The organism is Erysipelothrix anatis, assembly GCF_009828745.1.
Lineage (GTDB): Bacteria > Bacillota_I > Bacilli_A > Erysipelotrichales > Erysipelotrichaceae > Erysipelothrix > Erysipelothrix anatis.
Genome location: NZ_WTSX01000005.1, coordinates 17,500 through 44,018 on the forward strand (window position 1 = coordinate 17,500; position 26,519 = coordinate 44,018).

The 26,519-nt window shown below is 36.9% G+C and carries 27 protein-coding genes, 1 riboswitch and 1 other annotated feature; of the genes, 1 reads left to right on the plus strand and 26 read right to left on the minus strand.

The genetic code is table 11. The features are described from left to right. Window positions 1-4: 4 nt before the first annotated feature. From pheS to GVV19_RS04765, 5 genes are all read right to left on the minus strand, one after another. Window positions 5-1,036, minus strand: coding sequence for a phenylalanine--tRNA ligase subunit alpha (gene pheS / locus GVV19_RS04745; RefSeq protein ID WP_159641392.1), 1,032 nt, complete (start codon window positions 1,034-1,036; stop codon window positions 5-7). A 34-nt stretch (window positions 1,037-1,070) separates the two neighbouring features. Then, window positions 1,071-1,263: a binding site (T-box leader), on the minus strand. An 84-nt stretch (window positions 1,264-1,347) separates the two neighbouring features. Continuing rightward, window positions 1,348-2,184 carry a VanW family protein gene (locus GVV19_RS04750; protein WP_159645924.1) on the minus strand — a complete coding sequence of 279 codons (837 nt, stop codon included), beginning with the start codon at window positions 2,182-2,184 and terminating at the stop codon, window positions 1,348-1,350. A gap of 71 nt (window positions 2,185-2,255) precedes the next feature. Further along, window positions 2,256-3,059 (minus strand): metal ABC transporter permease, encoded by an 804-nt coding sequence (locus tag GVV19_RS04755; protein WP_159645927.1) that lies wholly within the window; start codon window positions 3,057-3,059, stop codon window positions 2,256-2,258. Window position 3,060: 1 nt separating this feature from the next. Then, window positions 3,061-3,732 (minus strand): metal ABC transporter ATP-binding protein, encoded by a 672-nt coding sequence (locus GVV19_RS04760; protein ID WP_159645930.1) that lies wholly within the window; start codon window positions 3,730-3,732, stop codon window positions 3,061-3,063. Further along, window positions 3,722-4,669 (minus strand): metal ABC transporter substrate-binding protein, encoded by a 948-nt coding sequence (locus GVV19_RS04765; RefSeq protein WP_159646088.1) that lies wholly within the window; start codon window positions 4,667-4,669, stop codon window positions 3,722-3,724. Before GVV19_RS04765 ends, GVV19_RS04760 begins: the two co-directional genes overlap by 11 nt. A gap of 148 nt (window positions 4,670-4,817) precedes the next feature. Here GVV19_RS04765 and GVV19_RS04770 point away from each other — a divergent pair, with 148 nt between their 5' ends. Continuing rightward, the gene (locus GVV19_RS04770) at window positions 4,818-6,164 is read left to right on the plus strand and encodes an FAD-dependent oxidoreductase (protein ID WP_159641396.1); all 1,347 of its coding nucleotides are present in this window, start codon (window positions 4,818-4,820) and stop codon (window positions 6,162-6,164) included. A 25-nt stretch (window positions 6,165-6,189) separates the two neighbouring features. Here GVV19_RS04770 and GVV19_RS04775 read toward each other — a convergent pair whose 3' ends face one another. The 21 genes from GVV19_RS04775 to GVV19_RS04875 form a co-directional block, all read right to left on the minus strand. After that, window positions 6,190-7,365: a hypothetical protein gene (locus tag GVV19_RS04775; protein ID WP_159645933.1), complete on the minus strand. Its 1,176-nt coding sequence runs from the start codon at window positions 7,363-7,365 to the stop codon at window positions 6,190-6,192. Between the two features lie 65 nt (window positions 7,366-7,430). Then, on the minus strand, window positions 7,431-8,129 hold the full coding sequence (locus tag GVV19_RS04780; RefSeq protein ID WP_236261707.1) for a zinc metallopeptidase: 699 nt from the start codon (window positions 8,127-8,129) through the stop codon (window positions 7,431-7,433). A 56-nt stretch (window positions 8,130-8,185) separates the two neighbouring features. Further along, the gene (locus GVV19_RS04785) at window positions 8,186-8,470 is read right to left on the minus strand and encodes an HU family DNA-binding protein (protein WP_159636411.1); all 285 of its coding nucleotides are present in this window, start codon (window positions 8,468-8,470) and stop codon (window positions 8,186-8,188) included. A gap of 61 nt (window positions 8,471-8,531) precedes the next feature. Continuing rightward, entirely contained in the window at window positions 8,532-9,524 is a 993-nt protein-coding gene (locus GVV19_RS04790; protein WP_159645936.1) for an NAD(P)H-dependent glycerol-3-phosphate dehydrogenase, read from the minus strand. Further along, complete coding sequence (gene der / locus GVV19_RS04795) at window positions 9,524-10,834, minus strand: ribosome biogenesis GTPase Der (protein ID WP_159636415.1); 1,311 nt, start codon at window positions 10,832-10,834, stop codon at window positions 9,524-9,526. Before der ends, GVV19_RS04790 begins: the two co-directional genes overlap by 1 nt. A gap of 5 nt (window positions 10,835-10,839) precedes the next feature. Next, on the minus strand, window positions 10,840-11,490 hold the full coding sequence (gene cmk, locus GVV19_RS04800; protein ID WP_159641399.1) for a (d)CMP kinase: 651 nt from the start codon (window positions 11,488-11,490) through the stop codon (window positions 10,840-10,842). A gap of 14 nt (window positions 11,491-11,504) precedes the next feature. Next, window positions 11,505-12,428, minus strand: coding sequence for a hypothetical protein (locus GVV19_RS04805; protein WP_159641400.1), 924 nt, complete (start codon window positions 12,426-12,428; stop codon window positions 11,505-11,507). 144 nt (window positions 12,429-12,572) lie between these two features. Next, the gene (locus GVV19_RS04810) at window positions 12,573-13,094 is read right to left on the minus strand and encodes an ECF transporter S component (RefSeq protein ID WP_159641401.1); all 522 of its coding nucleotides are present in this window, start codon (window positions 13,092-13,094) and stop codon (window positions 12,573-12,575) included. A gap of 44 nt (window positions 13,095-13,138) precedes the next feature. After that, window positions 13,139-13,257: riboswitch (FMN riboswitch) on the minus strand. A 128-nt stretch (window positions 13,258-13,385) separates the two neighbouring features. Further along, window positions 13,386-13,943, minus strand: a complete 558-nt coding sequence (gene efp / locus GVV19_RS04815) for an elongation factor P (RefSeq protein ID WP_159641402.1) — start codon at window positions 13,941-13,943, stop codon at window positions 13,386-13,388. 2 nt (window positions 13,944-13,945) lie between these two features. After that, a complete protein-coding gene (locus GVV19_RS04820; RefSeq protein ID WP_159645939.1) occupies window positions 13,946-14,305 on the minus strand; it encodes a hypothetical protein in 360 nt (119 codons plus the stop codon). Between the two features lie 394 nt (window positions 14,306-14,699). Further along, window positions 14,700-15,020, minus strand: a complete 321-nt coding sequence (locus tag GVV19_RS04825) for a prepilin-type N-terminal cleavage/methylation domain-containing protein (protein WP_159645942.1) — start codon at window positions 15,018-15,020, stop codon at window positions 14,700-14,702. Continuing rightward, entirely contained in the window at window positions 14,974-15,267 is a 294-nt protein-coding gene (gene comGC, locus GVV19_RS04830; protein ID WP_159645945.1) for a competence type IV pilus major pilin ComGC, read from the minus strand. The genes GVV19_RS04825 and comGC overlap by 47 nt, the downstream gene beginning before the upstream one ends. 894 nt (window positions 15,268-16,161) lie before the next feature. Then, window positions 16,162-17,022 carry an ATPase, T2SS/T4P/T4SS family gene (locus tag GVV19_RS04835; RefSeq protein ID WP_159645948.1) on the minus strand — a complete coding sequence of 287 codons (861 nt, stop codon included), beginning with the start codon at window positions 17,020-17,022 and terminating at the stop codon, window positions 16,162-16,164. Between the two features lie 56 nt (window positions 17,023-17,078). Continuing rightward, the gene (locus tag GVV19_RS04840; RefSeq protein WP_159645951.1) at window positions 17,079-17,708 is read right to left on the minus strand and encodes an MBL fold metallo-hydrolase; all 630 of its coding nucleotides are present in this window, start codon (window positions 17,706-17,708) and stop codon (window positions 17,079-17,081) included. Window positions 17,709-17,733: 25 nt separating this feature from the next. Further along, window positions 17,734-17,883: a 50S ribosomal protein L33 gene (gene rpmG / locus GVV19_RS04845; RefSeq protein ID WP_159636437.1), complete on the minus strand. Its 150-nt coding sequence runs from the start codon at window positions 17,881-17,883 to the stop codon at window positions 17,734-17,736. Window positions 17,884-17,948: 65 nt separating this feature from the next. Next, the gene (locus GVV19_RS04850) at window positions 17,949-20,000 is read right to left on the minus strand and encodes a peptidoglycan D,D-transpeptidase FtsI family protein (RefSeq protein ID WP_159641409.1); all 2,052 of its coding nucleotides are present in this window, start codon (window positions 19,998-20,000) and stop codon (window positions 17,949-17,951) included. Between the two features lie 9 nt (window positions 20,001-20,009). Further along, window positions 20,010-21,347, minus strand: coding sequence for a DEAD/DEAH box helicase (locus GVV19_RS04855; protein ID WP_159645954.1), 1,338 nt, complete (start codon window positions 21,345-21,347; stop codon window positions 20,010-20,012). A 14-nt stretch (window positions 21,348-21,361) separates the two neighbouring features. After that, a complete protein-coding gene (locus GVV19_RS04860; protein ID WP_159645957.1) occupies window positions 21,362-22,000 on the minus strand; it encodes a tRNA (adenine(22)-N(1))-methyltransferase in 639 nt (212 codons plus the stop codon). Between the two features lie 3 nt (window positions 22,001-22,003). Beyond that, entirely contained in the window at window positions 22,004-23,086 is a 1,083-nt protein-coding gene (gene rpoD / locus GVV19_RS04865; RefSeq protein ID WP_370456906.1) for an RNA polymerase sigma factor RpoD, read from the minus strand. A 295-nt stretch (window positions 23,087-23,381) separates the two neighbouring features. Further along, window positions 23,382-25,136, minus strand: a complete 1,755-nt coding sequence (dnaG, locus tag GVV19_RS04870; protein WP_159641413.1) for a DNA primase — start codon at window positions 25,134-25,136, stop codon at window positions 23,382-23,384. Window positions 25,137-25,141: 5 nt separating this feature from the next. Further along, window positions 25,142-26,518 (minus strand): glycine--tRNA ligase, encoded by a 1,377-nt coding sequence (locus GVV19_RS04875; protein ID WP_159641414.1) that lies wholly within the window; start codon window positions 26,516-26,518, stop codon window positions 25,142-25,144. Window position 26,519 lies beyond the last annotated feature (1 nt).

Here is a 26,519-nt window from a genome sequence, read left to right on the forward strand (position 1 = left end):
CCTCCTACTCGTATCGCTTAAACTGCTCGATAAAGCGCTTATCGTTAATATAGAATGACCGAATATCTTCGATTCCATACTTGAGCATGGCAATACGTTCAACACCAGCACCAAATGCAAATCCTGTAAGGGTTTCATCGGTGTAACCAGCATCTTTCAATACTTGGGGGTGAACCATCCCAGCACCTAAAATTTCAATCCAACCCGTTTGCTTGCAGACATTGCAACCTTTACCATCACAAATGTGACAAGATACGTCAACTTCGACTGAAGGTTCAGTAAACTGGAAGTATGACGGACGGAAACGAATCACACGTGACTCCCCAAACATACGCTTAGCAAATAGTGATAAAGTTCCTTTTAAGTCACTCAGTGTAATACCATGACCGACAACAAGTCCTTCAATTTGAACAAATTGGTGGGAGTGTGTTGCGTCATCATCATCACGTCGGTAAACTTTTCCAGGACAAATTACTTTCAATGGAACATGAGGTGCATATGCTTCCAAGGTGCGTGTTTGAATGGCTGTGGTATGCGTACGAAGTAACGTATGTTCATCAATGTAAAAAGTGTCTTGCATCTCACGAGCTGGGTGATCTTGAGGAATATTGGCACGTTCGAAGTTGTAGAGATCCAATTCAACCTCATCCCCTTCAACGACTTGATACCCCATCTCACGGAATAGCTCTTCAATTTCTCGTTGAATTGAAATGATTGGATTCTGTGTTCCAATATTAAAGAGCGTTCCGGGCATCGTGACGTCAATTGCATCAGCTTTCATTTTTTCGTCTAATCGGACTGATTCCAATTGTTGTTGTTTCGCTTTAAGCGCTGAATCAATCGCTTCTTTAGCTTCATTGACACGCTTTCCAAATAGTGGTTTCTCATCATTTGAGAGATCCTTCATTGTTCCCATTACTTTGGTTAGATGGCCTTTTTTGCTTAAATATTCGATACGTACATCATTCAATGCTTCTAATGAATGTGCATGCCCGATTGCTGCAAGACCTTTTTCCATAATTTCTTTTAAGTCCATAACTTCCTCCTAAAATATAAAAAAGTACCACACGTCCAGGAACGTCAAGCGCGGTACCATCCTGATTTATACTAATGTATACATCTCTAAAGTTTTTAACGCAAACAACACGGAAGTGATTAGCTTCTCTTCAAGGTGAATTCATAACAGTTTAATTCCTAGGTCTCATCATCCTAAGTTTCTGTAAATTAAAGGGTGTTATTACTATTCCTCTTCAACGATTTATATCGAATCAATTATACCTAATTCACTGGTATTAATCAAGGATGTTTCCTTGTTTACCATTTATCTACCGCATTAGAAATAATGTCTTAAATTGCTACGACCTTAGTCATCCCCTCAACAGGTACAGGAATTAAATCATAATCGTACATAACCCGTGCATGATTCCTTTTTAGTAATTCTCTTTTTAATTGAATTCCTGTAGTTTTATCATTCATGACCCGGTAAATTTCATTATTTCGGTAAACAACCCCATCATTCATAACAAAGACTTCATTTTCACATCGGACGTGATATTTCATTGGGAGCGGATTTGAACAGTAGATTTCACCGTTTAAATACGTATCATCACACCATACGCATAATTGATAGGTGTTTTCTGTTTCGTTTTTAAAACAATAATCAAGGTAATTGTAGTAAATAGATGTTCCTATTCCAAATGGAACTTGGCGTTTATAATCCGGAAACAAATCAAATCGATCATGAGAATGATATTCAGTAACTGTTAAAGGTGTGTGCAAGACAATCCAGTGTAATAAATTGGTGAATTGACACATGCCGCCGCCATAGTCCTGAGATATCCGATCGTTTGATATGGTCACACCCTCAAGATACCCTCTTCGCGAAGATTGTGGTCCCACAAGACTCCAAAAAGAAAAGGTTTCTTGAGGGCGAATTAGAATATTCGTGATTTTTGGTGCAGCGATGCCAAGGTTGACTTTTTTATTAGCTTGGAGCTGCAGGTTTGTATTTCCTAGCTTTCTCATTATTAATGACTTATGACTATAGATTTTATAAGGTAACGTTTCATCGGAAAATGTTTTAGCATAACGATTAGAGTCCAAAAAATTGCGAGCATGTCGCTTAAAGATATGACCTTTCACAGCAATCTTGAATGTAATCGGTGAAATACTTGAGAATCTCATGATAACCTCCTAATAAAAAAAGTGTAAATCATATTGTAATTTACACTTATATTTATAGTATATCATAGTCATTATGACTTAAGTCGATCCTTTACAGCTGTTGGAATGATGACTGCAAGTAAAATCAGAATCCCAGCCATAACGATGGTTCCTCCAGGTGCAATATCGAATGTGTACGATGCAGCAAGACCACCCCAAACTGACATAAGCGAGAATAGAATTGCATAGTACATTGTTTGACGATAGCTCTTTCCAACTTGCATTGCTGTTGCAGTCGGAATTACCATCAGAGAGGAAACAATTAAAGCCCCAACAATTCTAGAGGCGACAGATACTGTTAATGCAGTTAGAATTAAGAAGATTATGTTTGTCCTTTTGACATTAATTCCCGAAAAATGTGCAGAAGTTTCGTCAAAAGCGATAAAGAAGAATTGACGGTAAAAATAAATGGATGCAATTATCAGTACAATTGATAGAATGATAGCCAAAATGTTATCACTTCCGCCTATCGCCACGATACTTCCAAAAAGGAAACTGTTGAAATTGGCCGGATTGTCTACAAATCCCATCAAAATTGCTGATAATCCAATCCCAAAAGACATGATCACTGCAATCGCTAACTCAGTATACTTCCCAAAACGATTTTGAATGATTTGGATACTTAATGTCGCAATCAGCGCCATCACAATCGCACCTATTAATGGATTAACATTTAGAATAAGTCCTAACGCAATACCGCTCAAAGACACATGGGACAATGCATCCCCAATCATCGACATGTGTTTAAATACAATCACGACCCCAATTAAAGGAATAGCAACTGCCAAAATCCCACCAATAATAAAGGCATTTCTCATAAATTCATACTGAAACATTCTATATCTCCTTCACATCATAATCGGATACTGTCAGTACACGATTAATGGGTAAGTTCTCTTGATCCAATTGATGCGTAACCATTACTATAGTTATATTGTGCTTTTCGTTAATATGTTGGAGCAATTCGAAAAGAGTCGCAATCGATTGACTATCCAATCCACTTGTAGGTTCATCAAGAAACATAATTTCCGGATTCATCATGAGTTCACGTGCAATAAGAACACGTTGCAATTGCCCCCCTGAAAGATTTGAAATTAAATCATTCGCTTTTGATTCAAGTCCAACGTGACGTAATGCATCCATCGCCTGTTTTTTTCGTTTTTTGTTTGAAAAATTGAAAAAATTACCACCCTTGATTCGTAATAATACAACCTCCAAAGCAGTTGCTGGAAAGTTAGAAACGGTACCCAGGCCACCTTGTGGTACATATCCGATTGACGCAAAATTTTTGAGGTTCAAAATATTGGATCCAAATATTTCAACCGAACCTTGTTGGGGTGTTAGAAGACCCAACATAAGTTTCATCAATGTTGACTTACCTGATCCATTTGCGCCAACAAGCGCCAAGAAATCTCCTTGATTGATATCAAAACTAACATCTTTTAATACGGACCGTTTATCATACGAAAATGATAAGTCACGCACCTTTATTACTGATCTATTTTCCATAAGATAATCCGTCCTTTAATGAATCTAAGTTTTTATACATAATGGTTGTATAGTTCTCTCCTTCCGCAATCTGTGCTCGGGTCAAACTTTCTAAGGTATAGAGTTCCAAAATGTGAGAACCCGTTTCTTTTTGAATAACATCAAGCGTTTTGGAAGAGCCAGAAGGCGTCGCATATAATACAGAAATATTATTTTCCTTAATATAGTCAATTGATTGCTGCAGACGTCGAGGTGTCGGTTCTTCACTAAGAAGTCCATTTATAACGCCACGTTGTTCTAATCCATATGCGTGTGCTAAGTAACCAAAAGCTTCATGCTCAACAACAATAGTATTCCCCTCATACGGACCTAATGCAGTTCGGTAGGCATTGTCTAAGTCTTCCAGTTCTTTTTTCAGTATCTCAAAATTATCTGTGTAATCCGAAGCATGCACTGGATCAAGAGCGATAAAAGTATCCTTGATTGCCTCAACCTGACGGAGTGCATTAAGCGGATCTAACCAAGTGTGAGGATCCATCGGACCATGATCGTGGTCATGGTCATGGTCATGACTTTCATGTCCCGTTTCACCTTCATCATTGTGAATCTCTTCACGTTCGATGACTTCACTATACATACCGCTTGTTAATACGTGCGTATTTTTCACAATCGAACTTTTGAGTACTGAATCTGTCCAAGCTTCAAATCCAAGACCATGAACTATAAATACATCTGCTTCTGAGATTTTTTTCATATCTTTGGGTGTTGGTTCAAAACTGTGAGCATCTGCACCACTCGGCAGAATATTATAGACGTTTACATGCTCTCCACCCACTCGTGTAGCGAAATCTGCAAGTGGGTAGAAACTTGTAACGACATTCAAAGAGGCTCTTTGTTGTGCCGCTGAACACCCTGCTAACATAAGCATTGTGCTTATGATGATCAGTATTTTTTTCATATTCCCTCCAGTTGCAAATCTTTTGCAACTACAATTATAGATTTGCTTGTTATTTTTGTCAACGATTTTCACTACTTTTCACTTTTAAAGTATATCTTCTCTCAAATTGCTCACGTATAATTGGAAAGTACATATAGGAGGTTTATGTATGAAAGTAGTAGTAATCGGATGTACACACGCGGGTACATCAGCAGTTAAAGCAATTTTGAAAGAAGCACCACAAGCAGAAGTTAAAGTCTTCGAAAGAAATGATAACGTATCATTCCTATCATGTGGTATCGCTCTCTATGTTGGAGGCGTTGTTAAAAAAGCGGAAGAACTTTTTTACTCAAATCCAGAAGAATTAAAAGGTCTTGGCGCAGACGTACATATGGAACACAATGTCACCAACATTGATGTTGACACAAAAACTGTAAGTGTAACTAATATGCTTACAAATGAATCATTTACTGAGTCATATGACAAATTGGTGCTAACAACAGGATCATGGCCAATCACGCCACCAATCCCTGGTATCCAATCTGAAAATATCTTGTTATGTAAAAACTACAACCAAGCTCAAGAAATCATCGCTCGCAAAGAAGATGCTGAACGAATCGTTGTTGTCGGTGGTGGATACATCGGAATCGAACTCGTTGAAGCTTTTGTTGAATCAGGAAAACAAGTAACACTTGTAGATGGTCTTGATCGTATTTTAAATAAATATCTTGATCCTGAGTTTACAGACGTTTTAGAAGCAGACCTTACAGAACGTGGCGTAAACATAGCATTGAATCAAGTTGTTCAAGAATTCAAAGCTGATGAAAACGGTAAAGTTAATAAAGTCGTTACATCAGAAGGCGAATTTGAAGCAGACATGGTCATTCTTTGCGTTGGATTCCGTCCAAGTAATGAATTAATCCAAGGTAAAGTAGATACATTACCAAATGGTGCTGTTATTGTTAACGAATACATGCAAACAAGCCGCCCAGAAATTTTTGCAGCTGGTGACAATGTTGCTGTTCATTACAATCCTAATGGACAAAATGCATACATTCCCCTTGCAACAAATGCGGTACGTATGGGATCACTTGTAGGTCGTAACATCGTCGAGAATAAAGTAAAATACCGAGGCACACAAGGAACTTCTGGTCTTTACTTATTTGGTTACAACATTGGATCAACTGGAGTCACTGTAAACTCAGCACCACACTTCGGTCTTGAAGTTGATTCTGTAGTTGTTAAAGATAACTACCGTCCTGAGTTTATGCCTACAACTGAAGAAGTTATGATGAAACTTGTTTGGGAAAAAGGAACTGGACGTATTGTTGGTGGTCAAGTTATTTCAAAATATGACGTAACACAATCAGCAAACACATTATCCTTGGCAGTTCAAAATAAAATGACGATTGAAGATCTTGCATATGTTGATTTCTTCTTCCAACCACATTTTGACCGCCCTTGGAACTATTTAAACATTCTTGCTCAAGCCGCACTTGATAAAGAAAATGCTTAATAAAAGCTCAGCTTCGGCTGAGTTTTTATTTTACCAATTTTTGGAGCTCATCTTTAAACTCTTTTTGATTCCATAAGATAAGTTGGTTTATGCTATCATTCGATACATAGCGATATTTCTTCTCGATTGGGAGAACTAAAATTGTTCTAGTAACACTATGATTATCAAAACGATACTTTATTTCTTGTTTGCCAGGTCTACGCGTATTAACTGATGATTGACTTGGCTTCACTTGATACGTTACTGATTCTTTATCATAGCCCTTAGCAGTTACATTGTGCATTACATCAATGGTTTCATACTGCGATACCGTTAAATCCGGAGCCATGATTACCGGATCACTTTTAAGTGAAACAACACTCAATGTTAAGCCTTTATCTTGAGGATACGATACAAAATTGCTTTGTACGAAAGCTATATTTTCATCACCTTCTACAACCCGATTACGCAAACCATCACAGCTATCCAAACGAACACCCAGTTCGATTGCTTTTACCAGCCCGTTCGACCGGATACTCTTGATCTTCTTAAAAGAGGTATTGTGCATGTAAAAACTATCTCTTCCATAGTTTTGTGAGCATTTTCCATACTGAACAGTTGGTGTTTGAAAATTCAAATATGGTTTAGCTCTAGCAACTACTGTGGGATGTATGATTTTAATATTTTGAAATCGAAAATTACTATTTAGTGTATATGATAACATTTTAGATTTGTGCGCTATGTCACTCTCGTTTAGATAGTTGAGTCGACTCGAAAAACTTTCGTCTGTACTTGCTACATTCATATGAATTCGTATTGAGTAATTGTCAATTTTTAGTTTTGAAAGTGGAACTTCAAATTTGAACCCAACATTTTCATAGTCGTAATTGCAATCCGTTTTATACTTGTCGAAAAAGTTACATTTAGGATATCCACGATATTCCATCAAATCCGTAAGTGAAATATTTTTAACGGTACCCGTTTCCCAGATTGAATGCATATTCCCTCTTAATTCCAATTTGAATGCATGTGTTTTTTCATTCAATAAGTGAGTACGATTTCGCACTAATGCCCACCCTTCTATCACTAACCCTGTTTCATTCAATTGGATATTCGATACTTCATGCATAAAACTCTGACGTTCCGCTACAACTCTTATCGAAATACAATGAATAAAAATGCAACAAACTAGCATGATAAAGATACTGTAGAATCGTTTCATCACATCACCTCTATCTTAAATATGCTATCTACTCGCCTAATCATAAAAAAACTAGCATGTTTATGCTAGTCTTTTCTGCTATTAAAAATTGCGATGTATCTTAGCACCGACATTAATGTCGCTACTAAAGCTGCAACATATGTTAATGCGGCTGCTGATAGCATTTTACGAGCTCCTGGAAGCTCATTTTGGGTCAAAATTGCTTGTTGATCTAAAATTTTCAAGGCTCTTGCAGAAGCATTGAACTCAACTGGCAGTGTAACCAACTGGAATGCAGCCATCAGTAATAATGCTCCAATTCCGACATAGAAAATCGTAGTATCTTGCGCAAAAATCCCAATCATGATTGCTATCATAGAAATACTGTTACCTGTAATTGCCAGAGGCAATAACTTGTTTCTCATTCCGATAAAAGCGTATGCTTCCGCATGTTGAATAGCATGCCCGACTTCATGGGCTGCAACTGACACTGAAGCAATTGAATTATTTTTATATACATCTGGTGAAAGGGCTACAATTTTCTTAGTAGGATCATAATGGTCACTTAAGACCCCTCCTTTTGATTGAACCACTTCAACATCTGTAATATTATTCAATTCGAGAATACGGCGTGCTACATCAGCACCTGTCATTGATCCCATAGTTTTGACTTTACTATATTTGCTATAGTTAGATTTTACAAACATTTGTGCAACTAATGATAAAATTGCGGCAACTAGAATAAAACCCATACCTACGGGATTAAAATAAAGATATGGCATCATAAATTAATCTCCAAATTTCTATTAATAAAAGAGGAGCATCGCTCCTCAATTAATTATTATTTAACTGCGTCTTTTAATGCTTTTGCAGGTTTGAACCCTACACTGTATGAAGCTTCGATACGGATCTTTTCTTTTGTTTGTGGATTGAAACCATCACGTGCTGCGCGGTGACGAACTTCAAATTTACCGAACCCTGCAAGATCAACTGTACCTTTTTCTTCTAAGACTTTTTTGACTTCATCTAAGAATGCATCAATAAACTCATTAGCTTGTTTCTTACTTACGTCTAGGTTTGTTGCAATTGCTTCCCCTAATAACTTTTTGTTGTATGTTTCACTCATATTGAAACCTCCATTTCATATTGAAATAATATCATTATACTGCTTAAAACACAAGTTAAAGCTACTCTGCTTTTAAATCGCGTTGCATTAATTCACGAATTGCGGTGACTGGTTCTTTGCCTTCAAAGACGACTTTATAGACCTCTTCTGTGATTGGCATCGATACATTCATTGATTTCGCCATATTATGGACAACTTTAGCCGCAAAAACACCCTCAACGGTCTTGTCATTTGTGTCAAAAAATGCTTGGGCTGAGTTGTTTTTTCCAATCATAAACCCTGCTTGAAAATTTCGTGAATGTTGACTTGTAGCTGTTACAATCAAATCTCCAACCCCGCAAAGTCCTAAAAATGTCTCTGCTTCTCCACCCAATGCAACTCCAAAACGTGTCATTTCTGCAAGACCACGGGTCATTAATGCAGCACGAGCATTATCCCCATAGTCTAATCCTTGCAAGCATCCACTTGCGATCGCAATGATATTTTTGATTGCCACACCAACCTGTGCACCAATCACATCATTATTAGTATAGACACGGAAATAATCATTTGAAAAAAGATTCTGTACAAGCTCTGCAGCATCTTGATTTAAAGATACCGCATTAATTGTTGTCAAATCACGTAATACAACTTCCTCAGCATGGGAAGGCCCAATCAGACTCACAACCCCAAGACGCTTTTCAGCATCAACCACTCGCTCAATAACATCAATTAAGAGCTCGTGAGTCTCGGGATGAAACCCTTTGGCAACATTAATGATTGTTACTGGTCTTGTTAATGTTTCATTCAAACGCTTCGAGACTTCTTCAACAGCACCTGTCGGTACTGCAAGTAATACGACATCGGCATTTACTACTTCTTCAAAATCTTGTGTTGCATCCAAAGATTCATTCAATTTAATACCTGGAAAATATGTTTCATTTTGGCTGTACAAATGTATATCAACAACTTCATCCAGCTTACGCCCCCAGATGAGAACTTCATGTTGATTATCAGCAAGAACTTGTCCTAATGCGGTTCCCCAACTTCCTGAACCAATAATCCCAATTTTCATTACGCTCCTCGCTTCCTGACTAAAATACGAATCGGCGTACCATCAAAGTTAAACGCACGACGTAAAGCATTTTCTAGATAACGTTTGTATGAGAAATGTAATAACTCTGGATCGTTTACAAACACGACAAACGTTGGTGGTGCTGTAGCAACCTGTGATGTATATAGAATTTTTAAACGTTTTCCATGGTGTGATGGAGGTGGCGTTAAACGAATTGCATCTTGAATAACTTCATTAAGAACGCTTGTTCCTATACGGCGTTTACTATTTTCATACGCTTGATCAATAAGGGGAAGCAAAGTATGAACACGCTTTTTGGTTAGAGCCGATACGAACGCAATCGGCGCATATGAAAGATACAAGAATTCACCAGCAACTTGCTTACGCACATCATCCATCAATGTTTCTTCTTTATCAACTGTATCCCATTTGTTATAAACGATAATGATAGGTTTTCCTGCATCGTGCGCAAAACCAACAACGTGCTTATCTTGAGCACGAATTCCTTGCTCTCCATCCAACACAAATAAAACCACATCTGATCGTTCAATGGCACTCATCGCACGTAAGACTGAATACTTTTCAACGTCTTCGTATACTTTACCACGCTTACGAATTCCTGCTGTATCAATAACGACATAATCTTTATCGTGAAATCTAAACGGTGTATCAACTGCATCACGAGTTGTTCCTTCAATATTAGAAACAATTACACGTTCTTGATTAAGCATTGCATTCACAAGTGAACTCTTCCCTACATTCGGACGACCAATGATTGAAAATTTCAATTCATCTTCATACATTGTCAGACCCTTTTCAGGGAGTTTTCGAATAATCGTATCAAGTAAGTCCCCAACACCAATTCCATGCAAACTACTTACTGCCATTGGCTCATCATAGCCAAGTGCATAGAATTCATAAATATCTGCTTGAAATTGAATATCATCAACTTTATTGACCGCTACAATAACAGGTTTATTCGTTTCACGTAATAGGCGGGCAATATGCTGGTCATCATTAGTCAGACCTTCCATTCCACTAACAACAAAAACAATTACATCTGCTTCATCAATAGCGATATCGACTTGCATTTGAATTTCATCCGCGAATGCTTGTCCCTCGATTTGAATTCCACCTGTATCAATAAATCTTAAATCTTTAGTTAACCATGTTGCTTTTCCGTATAAGCGGTCACGTGTGACTCCTGCTTCATCGTGAACGATTGATAATCGCTCACCCATGATACGGTTGAACAATGAGGATTTCCCTACATTTGGGCGACCAACGATCGCAACAACTCCATCTATCATTTTTACTACCTACTCTCTATATATTTCTTAATTAACGCTACAATTTCATCAACACTGAGATAGGTTGTATCAATTTCAATTGCATCTTCAACTTTGATTAATGGTGATTCTTCTCGATTCATATCACGATAATCTCGATCCACTAATTCTTTGTATAAGGTATCGAATTCTACATCGAATCCTTTTTTGGTTAATTCTTCAAATCGACGCTGAGCACGTACAGTAACATCCGCAGTTTGAAAAATTTTAATCTCAGCATCTGGAAGTACAACGGAGGTTATATCTCGACCATCCATCACAAACCCCTTCTTTTCAGCCATTTTACGTTGTTTTGCAACGAGCAGCTCACGTATTCTTGCAAATTTTGATACTTTTGAAGCACCTTGAGATACTTCATCAGTACGAATATTATTGCTTACGTCCTCGCCATTCACAAAGATAGAACCTTCTGGCGAAAGTTCTATTTCTGTTTTCATAGCAACCTCAAAGCAAGCTACTTCATCCTCGAGATCCACGTTTTGTCTAATACACTCATATGCTACTGCACGATACATCGCACCAGTGTCAATATGTGTATATCCTAAATCTTTTGCTAACCGCTTTGCGATCGTACTTTTTCCCGATGCACTCGGCCCATCAATTGCTATATTAATCACTTTTTCACCTCTAATTATACTTTTTGAATCAATATTAAAATAATAACAACAAAAATAGCTAAGACAAGAAGTGAAATAACGACATTCATCATACGATTCGTTTTAACCATTGTATCACTGATTTCCTCAATATGACGTTCTTGATCTATAATTTTGTGTTGTAACGTTTGTGTTTGGTCTAATAATTCTCGTTTGAATTTTTCTGAGTCAAAATTAAATGATCCAACCTCATCTAAGTTCTCTTCATATTTATCGTCTAACATATCGATATCCAATTCAACAACTTCATCAATTGGTGCAACATCAACATAATCATCTTGAGATACTTCGACAGCAGGCTCCGCTTCAGTTTCTTGAGTTTGTGTTTTAGCCACTTGAGTATCCGCAGGAGTATCAACATCTTGCGCCATCTCATGAACGGCCATTGAAATTGTTTTTTCTAAATCTGGAACACTATGTTCGTCTTGAAGCGAATCAACACGGAAAACACGAGTTTCTTCAAGTATGTTAGCATCCGCTTTTAGACTTGGATCAATTTCATTGATAACCGATTGCATAATGTCTGGGTTGATTTTTTGAATTGTTTCAGCATCAATATCAAGTTCTTTAAAGATATTGGACTGTGTATTGCCTTCATCACGATACCCTTTTTTAACATTGTACTCTTTAACTTCATTCAAAAACTCTTTTAAATATGTATTCTCAAATGTGTCAAATGTGTTGGGTTCAACTGGTTCACTTTGTGATGGAATATGTTGGCGCGCCCGAGTTGGTTCATGGTCGACTTTGGGTTCGTTTTCATCCATTTTTCTAAACTGATCATCAATTTGATTTAATCGATTAGCAAATTGTGAAAGATTTGAATTTTCGATTCCACTCTCTGCATTTGAAGACAATGCCTCATGTAGTGCTTGATTTTTTTGAACGCGAGATTTCATGACAATATCACTCCTTTGATAAATTATAGCATATTAAAAGTCACTAATGATTGGATTAGTTACATAAGTTATTTTAATTGCTTCATGACCTTTATCTATTATAACAAATTTTTCCTTGCATTCATAAAAAAAAGGACCGGAGTCCTATTGAATTCTTTTTAGTGTTGGTTTAATAAGCATAAATAAGACCATAAGTATGGTACCTTTAACGATATTGAATGGTAAGTAAACGGCATTTAGTATGTCCCATGCATTCGATTGGTCTAACCCATACAAAGGAAATGTTACGTAATAGTTGAACACGTTCATTATTAGAGAAACGCCGACGACAGAAACAATCGTGAGTATCCCATTCTTGAATTTACGATCGGTTTTAATGAACACTACTGGAAGCATGAGTAATACCGAAAATCCAAAGTTTGCAAGTTCTCCAGCAATATTGCCATCACTTGAAATTGTTAGAAAGTGAACTAAATTTTTCAATAGCGCAATCATAAAACCTGCAAGTGGTCCCATTAACCACGCGCCAATTAAGACCGGTACATCGCTCAAATCAACTTTTAATGGCGATCCAGGTATAACCCTAAATTCAAAATAGTAAAATATCACCGACATTGCTGTAAGTATTGATATCTTCACCATAATTCGAGTGCTTAATTTTTTCATTTTTGTCCTCCTTGTGAAAAAATAAGACTCAAGGCGACATGAAAAAACAACTTCTTTCATCCAGACTATACTGTCGCCATTGGAATTTCACCAATTCAACCATCATTGATGGGTCGCGGGGTCTACCGCCGGTCGGGAATTTCACCCTGCCCTGAAGTACATTGTAATTATATGAACTCAGTACTTATTTGTCTACACTTATACTCTTTCTGACGTTATGATTTGTGATAATTATTTACAAATATAAAAAAAGACCTTTATCTATGTGTAATAAAGGTCTTTTTTAATTAATTATGCACGTCCTGAGTATTTTCCGTCAGAAGTATTTACAACAACAACTTCACCTTCGCTAATGAATAAAGGAACACGGATTTCATATCCTGTTTCAAGTACTGCATTTTTTTGCGCGTTTGTAGCTGTATCGCCTTTAACCGCTGGTTCTGCTTGTGTAATTGTAAGCGCAATTTTTTCTGGAAGTGTAACTCCTAGAATTTCACTTTCATAAACTACAACTGTTACTTCTGAATTTTCTTTCATAAAATTCAATTCCCACTCAAGACGAGCTTTATCGATTTCTATTTGTTCATATGTTTCATTGTCCATGAACACGATCATCTCACCAGCATCGTACAGATATTGCATTGGTCGTTTTTCAACGTGAGCTTGCTCAATCTTGTCTCCTCCGATGAAGCTGAGTTCAGTTACTGAACCTGTACGCATATTACGTACTTTTGCTTTAATAATCATTTGACGTTGTGCTGTTTTATTGTGTGATGTATCAATAACTACATAAAGATTGCCTTCATGTAAAATTGACATTCCAGAACGTAAGTCGTTTGATGAAATCATAATTATTCCTCCGTTATGTAAAGTTTGAAACTTTCGTCTTTCATTATAGCATACTCTAATCTATATGGGATAACTCCATTTATATTTATATAGATTTTATCTTCAATTTTTTCAGCAGAAACCTGGTTTCCACTATCCTCATATGCGGTACTTTCGGGATTTTTTCTAAAATAATTAAAGACTGTTCTTTCTATATTTAGACGTTTTTCAATCTTTTCCATATAGCTTACAGTTTCATAATACTCTTTGGATATAGAAACTTCCCGTTTAATCCAGAAACAAATAACTGTCAAAAATATAAGACTATGTATTAAAATCATGCCACGTTGATATCGCTTCACATTTATCTTTTGTACATACATTCATAAGACTCCTATCAATTTGACATGTTGTTACTTCATCAATTAAAATTTCATATCCCGGTTCTTTGACTACCCGTGAATCCTTGCATGAAATACCAAATTGTTTCTCATCAAAAGAAAAAAATATGGTGCCATTCTCGGTATTAACATTGGCTGCACGGTTTAAAAGTTGCGTAAGCTGTAGTTTAAATACTGAAATCGGGTAAATTGTTGGACGGTGAATTTTCACCATTAATATGAGGATTTGATGAATCAATATGGTAATAAGTCCCCACACTGTAAAACTTATCATGCACTCAACTAACGTGAAACCAGCTTGAAAACATCGACGACTAACTTGAATGCACCTCCAACTATCAAAATTGCCAAAAGAAGCTCCACCATTAAGTATCCTTTATACACAACGATAACGTCCAAAACCTAGTTGTATCGTACATTTTTTGTTGTTGTAATCAAAATCCCTTGCATGATTTACATTTCCGTTAGCATTAAACCACACATCTGCAGTAACATACTTGCGTCTCAGTTTATACATCGCTTCAACTTGAAGTGTGATAATCCCTTTGTTAGCATACGGTAATTCCTTGAAAATCTGATGGTGACTGACCATCGTTGTAACAAAGATAACAAAACTAAGTACAATTAATAGTTCGATCATCGTGAAGCCATTACTGTATTGTCGCTTGACCGTGAACAATTTCAATATTTTTTCCATCAGAACATCGTGTCTGCCTTTCTGTTATAAACTCATCTGTAACGAGATTTTGAATGGATACAGGAACTCCATCGTGCTTTAGTTGCCACTGTAAAATAGCAGCATCGATTATTTTTAGTTGTGCATCGCATCCTTTTTCATTAATTACATTCAATGTTCGTTGAATATTCGGCATTGTTAGCAACAACAATACAACAATCACCGCCATAACCAAGACCATTTCTATCAATGTAAATCCTTTTTTCATAGTCCCTCCATCAAATTGATTGGAATCAACATTACTTGATAGTATCCATACACAGTTAATATCACAAAACCATATACAAGCAGTTTGTAAATCATGATTACACGCCCGAAATATCTACTAAGTTTCTTTGTAGCGTGACGTATGTATGAATCGAGCCCTTCTTTTTGCTTTAAAACATTTTGTTTGAATACGTAATATCTACCTAAATCCTTGTCAAAAATATCATGCGAAAATATTTCTTGTATGCTTTTCCCAGTTTCTAAATTGTCTAGAACGTGATATCCATACCATTTTAGGATCTCACAATTCGAGGTTTTTAGTAATGAAAACGTATCATGAAATGAGATTGCAAAAAGTGTACTATTGCTATAGAGATTAATAATCCGTATTGTGCCCATGAGTCGATATATCCGCGAAAATTTGTTAATTATGATTAAACTTAGTGTTGGATAAACACGCAGACTAAAACAGCAACATGCAATTATTCCAACTACGATGCAATGTATTGCTAAAATGATTGCAAATAGATTGGATACAGTTTCAATACTAGTACTACTCAATGCACTATCTTCCAAAAGAACACTTATCTGGTACCTTATCTGATTAGAATAAATGCTAATCATCACGATACACACTACATGAAGAAGAATTGGATAAGCTATTTTCTGTGCAATTTCGCTGTATATTTTTTGCTTGAGTTTAATCCAAAATACATAAGATTTTAAACTAACAAAGGGATTTATAACAATACCCTCACCTTTTGCGTCCAAGCACTCATAGAGTCTCTCCAGTGAAGTAAAGTCACAACCGTACTGTGTATTGATATCTTGAATATTCATACCGTTTTTTAAAGACTCTAGGATTTCTTCGCTTTGCATCTTCAATCGACGTTGTTCATAGATTTTCTCTAATTTTTTCCTTATCAAACATTTCAAAAAAAACCTTCACCTCTCCATTAACATCCATCTTCATTTCCTGAAGTACAACGCCTTCCAGTAATTCGCGTAAATCTTCCACACTTGCCCCCAATTCAGCGAGCCTTCGTAATGCCTGTTGTAACGTTGATGCGTGCATTGTTGCGACAATCATATGCCCACTGAGTCCTGCACGTATTAACTCAGATATATCTAGAACGGTTCTTAGTTCTCCAAGTACAATAATATCCGGATCATGGCGCAATAGTTGCGTTAGATGAGTACCAACACATTCTGTATCGATTTGAATCCACCGTTCGTTGATCCGTTCGACCGGATTCTCTAAAGTATAAATTTGCTTGGTCTTGAGTTGTGATAGTGCATAAAACATACTTGTTGATTTTCCGCTTCCAGTTCGACCAACAAATAAAAGAATTCCACAATTACTTTGTATGATTTCATGAATTTTGCTACGAATCGTTTTAAATGGGCATAAATCAGCCCAAAGATTACTATCATTAATGTTTAAAACTCGAGCAACACCACTGTATTTATTTGAATTGTGGATGCCCGCAAACCGTATTTGAAGGTCTTGTTCAGCAATATAGTAATGGAATACCTTCGTCTGCGGATTTGGATTTGTAATGTCAAAACCCGCGATAAACTTCAAATAGATAAATAACGCTTTCGGATCAATGTCATCTACTTTCATTACCATATGCTTATGCTTACGTAAAACTATCTCTTGTTGTGATTCCGACCCATAAATATGAATATCACTGATTCGATGTTGAACACACTGTTTAATAAGTTGGTCGAATTGTATCTCTATTTTAGTCATACTTCTAAATACACTTGTTTTTTAATTTAACCTAAAATAAAAAAATAGCCTTTAGGCTATTTTAGTTTTTGAATAAATGGGTTAGTTAATTTCTCGGTATCTAAATCCGTAATATCGCCATGTCCGGGATAAAGATTTAATTGCTCATCCTCAAACATTTCAATAAACATCTTTAAAGAGTTATTCATCGTTGCCATACTTCCCGTAGGTAAATCAGTACGTCCAATGGTTCCTTTAAATATAAAATCACCAACAATGGCATCCTCTTCAAAAATAAAGCTCACTGAACCACTTGTATGGCCTGGAGTTTTGATGACATCAAAACTAAACGGTCCGACTGTTTGTGGTTCCTCAAAAAATGTCTCAAAATCCGAAGTCAGAACAACAGATTCAGGCATTTGATTTGAGAGATTAACATTGGGGTTCGTTAAATAGTGTGCTTCTTCATGAAATACAAAGACTGGACACTTATATATTTCAGTAATTGTATCAACACCAGATATATGGTCAAAGTGTCCATGGGTAAGGTAAATTGCAATGACTTCTTTACCTTCTAGTGGTTTTAATAAACGTTGAGCGTTATTTTTCGGGTCCATACATGGATCAATTACAACTACCTTATTATCAATTTCAAGATAGTATGTATTGGTCTCAACATACCCCATTACTTGTTTCGTTATTTTCATAATAGAAAAAAAGTCGATTTACGACTTATTTTTTCTCTTTATGTAAAGTGTGTTTACGATCACGTGGGCAATATTTATTGATTTCCATACGCTCTAATTGGACTTTTTTGTTACGTGATGTGTAGTAGTTTTCTTCGCCACACTCTGTGCATTTTAAAATAGCTTGTGCTCTCATAATTACCTCCATTTACTCATAGCCTAGACATTATACCATACTTTATTTGCAATGCCTATACTAAATTATTGTGATTTACGTGCCATATAGTAATCCATAACAGCATGCGTTGCATACCCGCATTCGTTAGCGATTGTTTGTCGCGTCGCTTGTGCTTCAGTTACAGATTTCGGTGCAATACAGCTGACTGCGATTTCTGGTTGTTCATACGGAGCATATCCGATATACGTACTATTTCGTAATTCGATGCCGTCAGAACTAATTTGAGCCGTTCCAGACTTACCGGCTGATTTGTAATTTTCTTTTCCAGATGCATACCCTTCTCCAGAGGAAATATAAAGTCTCATCCCCTCTTGAACAACACGCAACGATTCAAGATCATCAAGCGTACTCAATGCTTGAGGCGTGTTTTCACTGACCATCGCTTTAGTATCTTGGTTGAACGTCCCTGTTGCGAGACGTGGTTTCATTCTCGTTCCATTATTTGCTATAGTTGCAACAAATTGATTCAATTCCATGACGTTATAGGTATCATATTGACCAATAGCAAGTTCGAGTAATTTACTATCAGCTTCACGAGATCCAATGTATCCAATTTCTTCACGTGGGAAGTCAACATTAGTTGGAACCCCTAAACCAAATTGTGAATAGTATGAACGCATTAAGTCATATGTTGCTGGTCCATCTGGGAAAATCAGTGAACTTCCAGGTACGTAAGTTGCATTACCAAGGCGAATTGCAACATTGAACATATAGATGTTACTTGACATCTGAAGCGCCGAACGCGCATCAACATTGCCAATTCCATCTTTCCATGAATGTCGAATGAGTCCTCCGATATTCATCGGTGCATCAAGAATTAATTCATTCGGTTGAATTACATCTTCGGATAGACCCATATATACCGTTGCCGGTTTGACAGTCGAACCGACAGCAAACGTTCCGTTTGAAAGCATTGTACTTTGAATATCATTCCAATACTTCATTTCACCACTTGAATTATTTTCCTTCATAGCAGCAATTGCAAGAATATCTCCTGTCCGTGGATCCGAAACAATCATATGCATTTGATCCATAGCTGTACGTTGCGGATCTTTATTAACATCCGTAATTCTTTTGGTAAGCTCTGCTTCTACAAACTTCTGTAGATCCGTATCCAAGGCAAGTTTTAAACCATAACCTTTACGTCCTTCAGAACGCAATTGTTTTGTTCCTGACTGATACTCATATTGTGTGTCAATACCCGATAATTCATTTTCATATTGATACTCAAGTCCCGAAACACCAACTTCATCATCTGCTTGATATCCCTTGGCAATGTAGGTATCAAGTTTTTGTTCGGGAATATCTCCAAGTGATCCGTATAAATTTTTAATATCAACCGTTTCGTTATAAACACGTTCCCACTCTGTATCATAGCTAAACCCTGGAAAATCATTTGAATGTTCAGCAAGATATGAAATCTGTTCGTTGGTTGCATTTTCATATACGATAGACGACTGACCCAGTTGACCATTATTCATCTTTACTTGGATTTCAAATGTGGCCTTGTCTTCTTCTGTAAGTGTATTCAAATGATCTGGAGTAATACGTGATTTTATAAGTTCATCATACTCCTCCTTCGTCATATTGCCTTTTGTATACGACTTGTATTCTTCTTCAGTAACTAAATCTTCGCCATAGTCATTTAGTCTTAGCCATAGTACCTTGTTGTCATCTTCATTCAATGAATGTTGGATATTAAAAGTTTTGGCAAACAATTTTGCAACATCCCATTGATCAGCTGCAGATGTATTCCTTGGTCGGTCATAAACAATAACTTTTTTAGCTTGATTTGACACTAAGTTAACACCATTACGGTCCACCATTTCGCCGCGCATTGTTTGAGAGTAAAGTGGTGGTGTTTGGTATTTCTCATATAGGTTTGCATAATGATCTGCTTGAACAATTTGAATCGTATAAAGACGATAAATCAAACCTCCGGCAATTGCCGCCAACAAAATCATAAATATCTGCAAACGGACATCGATGACTTTTTTGATATTGAGATCTTTTTTCAAATGTTCACTACTACCACTGTAGTTTTTGACTTTATCTTTTTGTCTTCGACGATCCATAACTACCTCCTATGAATTTTCGTAAGTCTCACGTTCACGTTGGCGTTCTTTAGCACGTTCTTTCTTTTGCTCACGAATCTCATTTCGAATCATATCTCTACGTTTCTTTTGCATTAGTGATTCAATTTCACGTTTTCGTTTTTTCTTATAACCTGGTTTAACTTTAACGTTTTTACGGTTTAGAATTTGAACAACTTCAGGATCAAGTTGTTTTGTACGTTTTTGAATATTATACCAAGGACGGACATCATCCAATTGACCATCACGAATTCGTTTATATTCAAAGTTCACACCAGTTTTCATCAAACGTGTAACCGAACTTTGATCTTTAGGTCCAACGATACTTATCGCAAACCCTTCACGACCACTTCGTCCTGTACGTCCTGTACGGTGTGTGTAGAAGTCCAAATCGTGGGTTGGCAATCCTGCATTAATAACATGGCTAATCTCGGGTAAATCGATACCACGAGCCGCTAAATCAGTTGCAACGATGTAACGAACTTTCTTGCTATGAATTCGGCTAATAACTTGTTTACGTCCACGGTCACTCACATCACCATGAATTTCAACACAATCAATACCATAATCACGTAAATATGCAGCAATCTCAGTTGCCTGTGTTTTTGTATTTGTAAATACAATGGCAAGTAATGGATTAATACTTCCAAGAACATCCAGAACCGCCTCGTTCATATCACGATGACGTTGATTAATCAAAATATGTTCAATTCGAGGTTTTAAAACTTCTTCCTCTGAAACGATTTCAATTGGGTTTTTCAAATATTTTTTAATGAATGCACGCAATCCTTGTGGAATTGTCGCACTAAACAACATAAATAGTGCATCATCTTTAATTCGTGACGCAATAGTATTTACTTCTTCGATAAATCCATAGTCAAGCATCATATCGGCTTCATCAACAATAAATGCTTTGATGTAGTCCATACGAATAACATTCCAAGATAGTATATCTAAAAGTTTTCCTGGAGTTGTAATTAAAATGTGGGGCTGTTTTTCAAGTTTACTGCGTAAACGTGAGTTGTCCATCCCTCCAATGGCTAAATCGATGCTATATCGATTATCGATTTCCATGATATCTTTCGAAAACTCGAAAATTTGCATTGCTAGTTCGCGTGTTGGCGCGAGTATTACTGCTTGTGTTTGTTCTAAATCTACTTCAATAAGTTCTAAAATCGCAAATAGAAAGGCATGTGTTTTCCCTGTACCCGTGTCCGATTTTACAATCAAGTCACGTTTTTTTGAGATTTGGTCGAGCACCTTTTCTTGAACTGATGTTAATGATTTAAAACCATTTTTCTTAATTAGTGCTTTATTGATATTATTCATACTAACACTCCTTTCTATACAATTTTATTTAATAATTGAAACTCTTCTTCAAGTGTCGCATCGTGTTGCTTGATGCGATCCAGATGTTCTTTACGTCCTATCAGATATTTTGTGTAGTCAGTATCCAGATTCTTCATAAGAATTGGACCAAGAGTTATCTCTTCATAACTTAGTTTGACGGCAATTCCGGTCTTTTGTAGCTTCATCATAAAGACTGGGATATCGCGTTCCATTAGAAACGCTTCGTCGACAATCGTAAACCCCGATTGTGACACAATATCCCGAAACCATGCATTTTTAGTATTAGACTGTATCAAAATTACATCATTGTCTTTAAATTGGTATTCTTTGATAATTTCCCAAATAGTTTCCGCTCCCATACCAGCAGCGACATAACAATTTGCAAGCCCATTAAATGATTTAAGACCATCGCTTAAAACAAGCTCCGTCACATCTTCATAACCATGCTTCACGACGTTTTGACGTGCTGCATCCAAAGGCATCGGGGCAATATCAAGTCCATAGGCAAAGTCACAAATGCCATCTTCAAGGCATTTGATCATTAGTAAACCATGATCGGTCCCAATATCTGCCATTCGAGCCCCTTTAGGAACCATATCTAATAGTCTTTGTAATCGTTGCGATAACTTCATAAATTATCGTTTGTCAACAAAGTCACGAAGACGTTTTGAACGTGTTGGATGTTTCAATTTACGAAGCGCTTTTGCCTCAATTTGACGAATCCGTTCGCGTGTAACATTAAATTCTTTACCAACTTCTTCAAGTGTACGAGTACGGCCATCTTCAAGACCAAAACGAAGACGTAGAACTTTTTCTTCACGTTCAGTAAGACCCTCTAAGACCATATTGATTTCTTCTTTTAAAAGTTGATTATTTGCATAGTCATCTGGTGACATCGCATCTTTATCCTCAATGAAATCACCAAGATGTGAATCATCTTCTTCACCAATTGGGGTTTCGAGTGATACCGGATCAAGTGCAATTTTTTGAATCTCGCGTACTTTATCAGGTGTCATATTTTCCATTTCAGCAGCAATTTCTTCTGCTGTTGGCTCGCGCCCTAATGTTTGAACTAATGAACGTTGAATACGTGTTAATTTATTGATAGTCTCGACCATATGAACTGGAATACGAATCGTACGCGCTTGGTCAGCGATCGCACGTGTGATTGCTTGGCGAATCCACCATGTTGCATATGTTGAGAACTTAAAGCCTTTAGTATAGTCAAATTTTTCAACAGCCTTAACAAGCCCCATGTTTCCTTCTTGAATTAAGTCAAGGAACAACATACCACGACCAACGTATTTTTTAGCAATTGATACGACAAGACGTAAGTTTGCTGAAATCAAAATACGGCGTGCTTCAAGCCCGTCATAATAGGTAGTTTCACAGTTTTCGATATAAGCAAGGTTTGCTTCATCATCAACAAAATGTTCTTTCAAGATTTCAAATATTTCTTCAATTTTAATCGTCGTTAATAATTCATCAAATTCTTCATCGGTTACATCTGGTGCATAGCGTTCGCGATAAATATTTATAATGAGAACCCGTGCTTCTTCCCCTTCTTGGAGTCGACGTGCAATTTCTGGCTCATCTTTCGCATCGAGTAAGTTAACGCGGCCTATCTCTTTGAGATACATTTTAACTGGATCATTAATACGAACCATGTTTGCACTTGTTAATTCATTTTCATAGGAGCTGAGGTCAACTTTGTTCATTGAATCGTCAAATGGCCCTTCGCCATCTTCACCATCTTCACCAAGATATTCTTCAGCAATTTCATCATCGTCTTCGATCATCTCTTCAGAAATTTCTGCTTCGCCGATTTCATCTACTAAACGAATATCGTTATCGCTAAACCATTGGAATAATTCCTCGTTATCTTCGTCACTTAGTGATAAATGACTTGTCGATTTTTCAACAACAGCATTCAGTAAGGCACCTTGCTTTTCATTTTCTTTAATAAAAAACTCTTTTACTTCATCAAGTGTTTTCATTTTTTTACGTGTCATACTAATTCTCTCCTCCTTGATTATTATTCTCTCTTTTTAATCGTATTGCAGCTTCAAGAAGCCTTTGTTGCTCATCAAGTTGAAGTTGCTTCCGTCCTTCATCTTTTAGCCCTCGAATCCCAAGGCGACTCAATTCAGTGCGAATTAGTGCTATGTTTTGTTCAAGACTGCGAACATCATAGTCACCAACAACATCACTCGAATCGATTTCTATTGCAAATTGTCTCATATTTTCTTGAATATCATGTGATAAAATATCAGCGATTTCAATTGCATCGTTTTTACGATACAAATCAAGAATAATTAATGCAAAATCAGTTGCGATATCATTGACCAAAAATCCAAGTTGGTCACGGTATTGGTATGCTGCTTCCTTCGACTCCAACATTTGCTTTAAGATAGCACGCTCAGGTATCAGTACTTTATAGTCTTTACTCTGAACAACTATGGGTGTCTGTCGATGGATTGGTGCTTGAACTTTTGCTTGTAATTGTTGATTTAAAACACTTACTTCAAAATTCGTCATATCTGCAATTTTCTTCGTGTAGTAACTTTGGGTCAATTCATCTTCGGTTCGTAAATGTTCGAGCATAAATTCTACGATACGTTTACGATTTTCAAAGGATTCAAGACCATAATTTCCGATTGCATAACTAATTAGAAAATCAAGCCAACCAATGCGGTCTACCAGACCGCTTTTCACTTTTTCTGGACCGAGATTTCGTATCGCATCATCTGGATCCATACCTGTATCATTATACCATATTGACACTGTACATTGCGCGTCTCTTAACTTCTGTCCAATTGCAAATGTCGCTTCAAGACCGGCACGGTCCCCATCGAACGCTAACACGATGTCATTAGTTGCTTGTTTCAAGATTCTAATCTGCTGTGGAGTACAAGCTACCCCTAATAGGGACACGACATTCTCAACACCTATGGTGCTAAATGAAATCGCATCTGTTACCCCTTCAGTAATGATTAAATATCCTTCTTTTCGCGCATATTCCTTCGCATTATGAAAGTTATAGACCATATTTCCCTTGGTGTACACTTCAGTTTCGGACGTATTGATGTATTTGACGGAATTTGAATCATGTAAGGCCCGGGCACTAAACCCAATTGCTTTCCCGTATGGATCGTGTAAAGGGAACATAATCCGATTATAAAAAACATCTCTGAAGCCATCGTCTGTCATTCGAATAAGGTCTGCTTTAATCAATAATTCATCATCAAACCCTTTAGCGGACAGATAATTATATATTTGATTATTACCAAGTGCTACACCAATGCCAAAGCGGTCAATCGTAGCTTGAGTATATCCTCTTTGTTGCAGCTTTTCGTGTGCTTCTTTACCATCTTTAGTTGATAATTGTAATGCAGTAAATTGTTGCGCCTCTTTGAGTGCTTCATAAATTTTTTCTTTTTCGGGGTCCTTGGGCACAACATTGACCGTTTGGTACTCCGAGACGTCTATGTTAAGGCGACTCGCGGCCCGTGTGACTGATTCAATAAAGGTAATATGTTCAAAATTCTCTATAAATGAAAATACGTTACCTGCCGCACCACATACAAAGCATTTATATATTTGACGATCGGGCGAAACCGACATCGACGGATCGTGGTCATCATGAAAAGGACAAACTCCCCAATAGTTTTTGCCCTTTTTCGTCAGCGTCATATACTGTGAAATTGTATCAACGATATCGCTCTTTGAGCGAATATCGTTGATGAGTTCTTCTGGCATTCGCCGCATTTACATCACCCGTAAATTTCTTGTTTCATGATTGATTTAGCTTCATCAATCGTAACACGTTTTTGTTCCATTGAATCGCGGAAACGAATTGTAACTTGGTTATCTTCTAAAGAGTCAAAGTCAACTGTAATACAGTAAGGTGTTCCGACTGCATCCTGACGGCGGTAGCGTTTTCCGATGCTTCCAGTTTCGTCATAATCACATGCGAAATCACCAATTAATTCGTGCATCACTTCAGTCGCTTTTTCGCCTAATTTTTTTGAAAGTGGCAATACTGTTACTTGAGTTGGTGCAACTTTAGGATGGAAATGCATAACAATACGTGTATCGTCATTTTCAAGTGTTTCTTCATCGTATGCTTCACACATAAGTGCAAGCATTAAGCGTTCCACTCCCAATGATGGCTCAACAGTATAAGGAATATATTTTTCGTTAGTTTCAGGATCATGATACTCCATGCTTACTTTTGAATGTTCTTGGTGTTGTTTAAGATCAAAGTCAGTTCTATCAGCAATACCCCAAAGTTCATCAAAGCCCCATGGATAGCGGTATTCGATATCTGAAGTTGCTACTGAGTAATGTGACAATTCTTCAGCATCATGCTCGCGAATTCGTAAATTATCACGATCAATACCAAGACTTACTAACCAATCCATTGCAAATTTTTGCCAGTGCTCATACCATTTAATGTCTTCACCAGGTTTAACAAAGAATTCAAGTTCCATTTGTTCAAACTCACGTGTACGGAAAATGAACTGCCCTGGTGTGATCTCATTTCTAAAAGATTTACCAATTTGAGCAATACCAAATGGTAATTTTTTACGCATTGAGCGTTGAACATTACGATAGTTTACAAACATTCCTTGTGCAGTTTCCGGACGCAAGTAGATAGCATTTGAACTGTCCTCGATAACTCCTTGAAATGTTTTAAACATTAAGTTAAATTGGCGAATCTTTGTGAAATCGTGTCCACCACATTTTGGACATGGAACTTTATGTGCTTCGATATAGTTTTCCATTTCTTCCAATGTCATAACTCCCGCATTAATTTCCACATCACTAAACTCTTCGATAAGTTTATCAGCACGGTGACGTGTATTACAAATACGACAATCCATGAGTGGATCATTAAATGTATCTAAGTGCCCACTTGCTTTCCAAACCTGCGGATTCATTAGAATCGCAGATTGGATTCCAACGTTATAGGGATTACGTGAAACAAAAGATTCCCACCATAATTTCTTTACATTTTCTTTGAGTTCAACTCCTAATGGTCCAAAGTCCCATGTATTTGCTAAACCACCATAAATTTCACTTCCTTGGAAAACAAATCCAGAAGTTCGTACATGGTTAACGACTGTTTCAAAATTTTTATTCTTCATA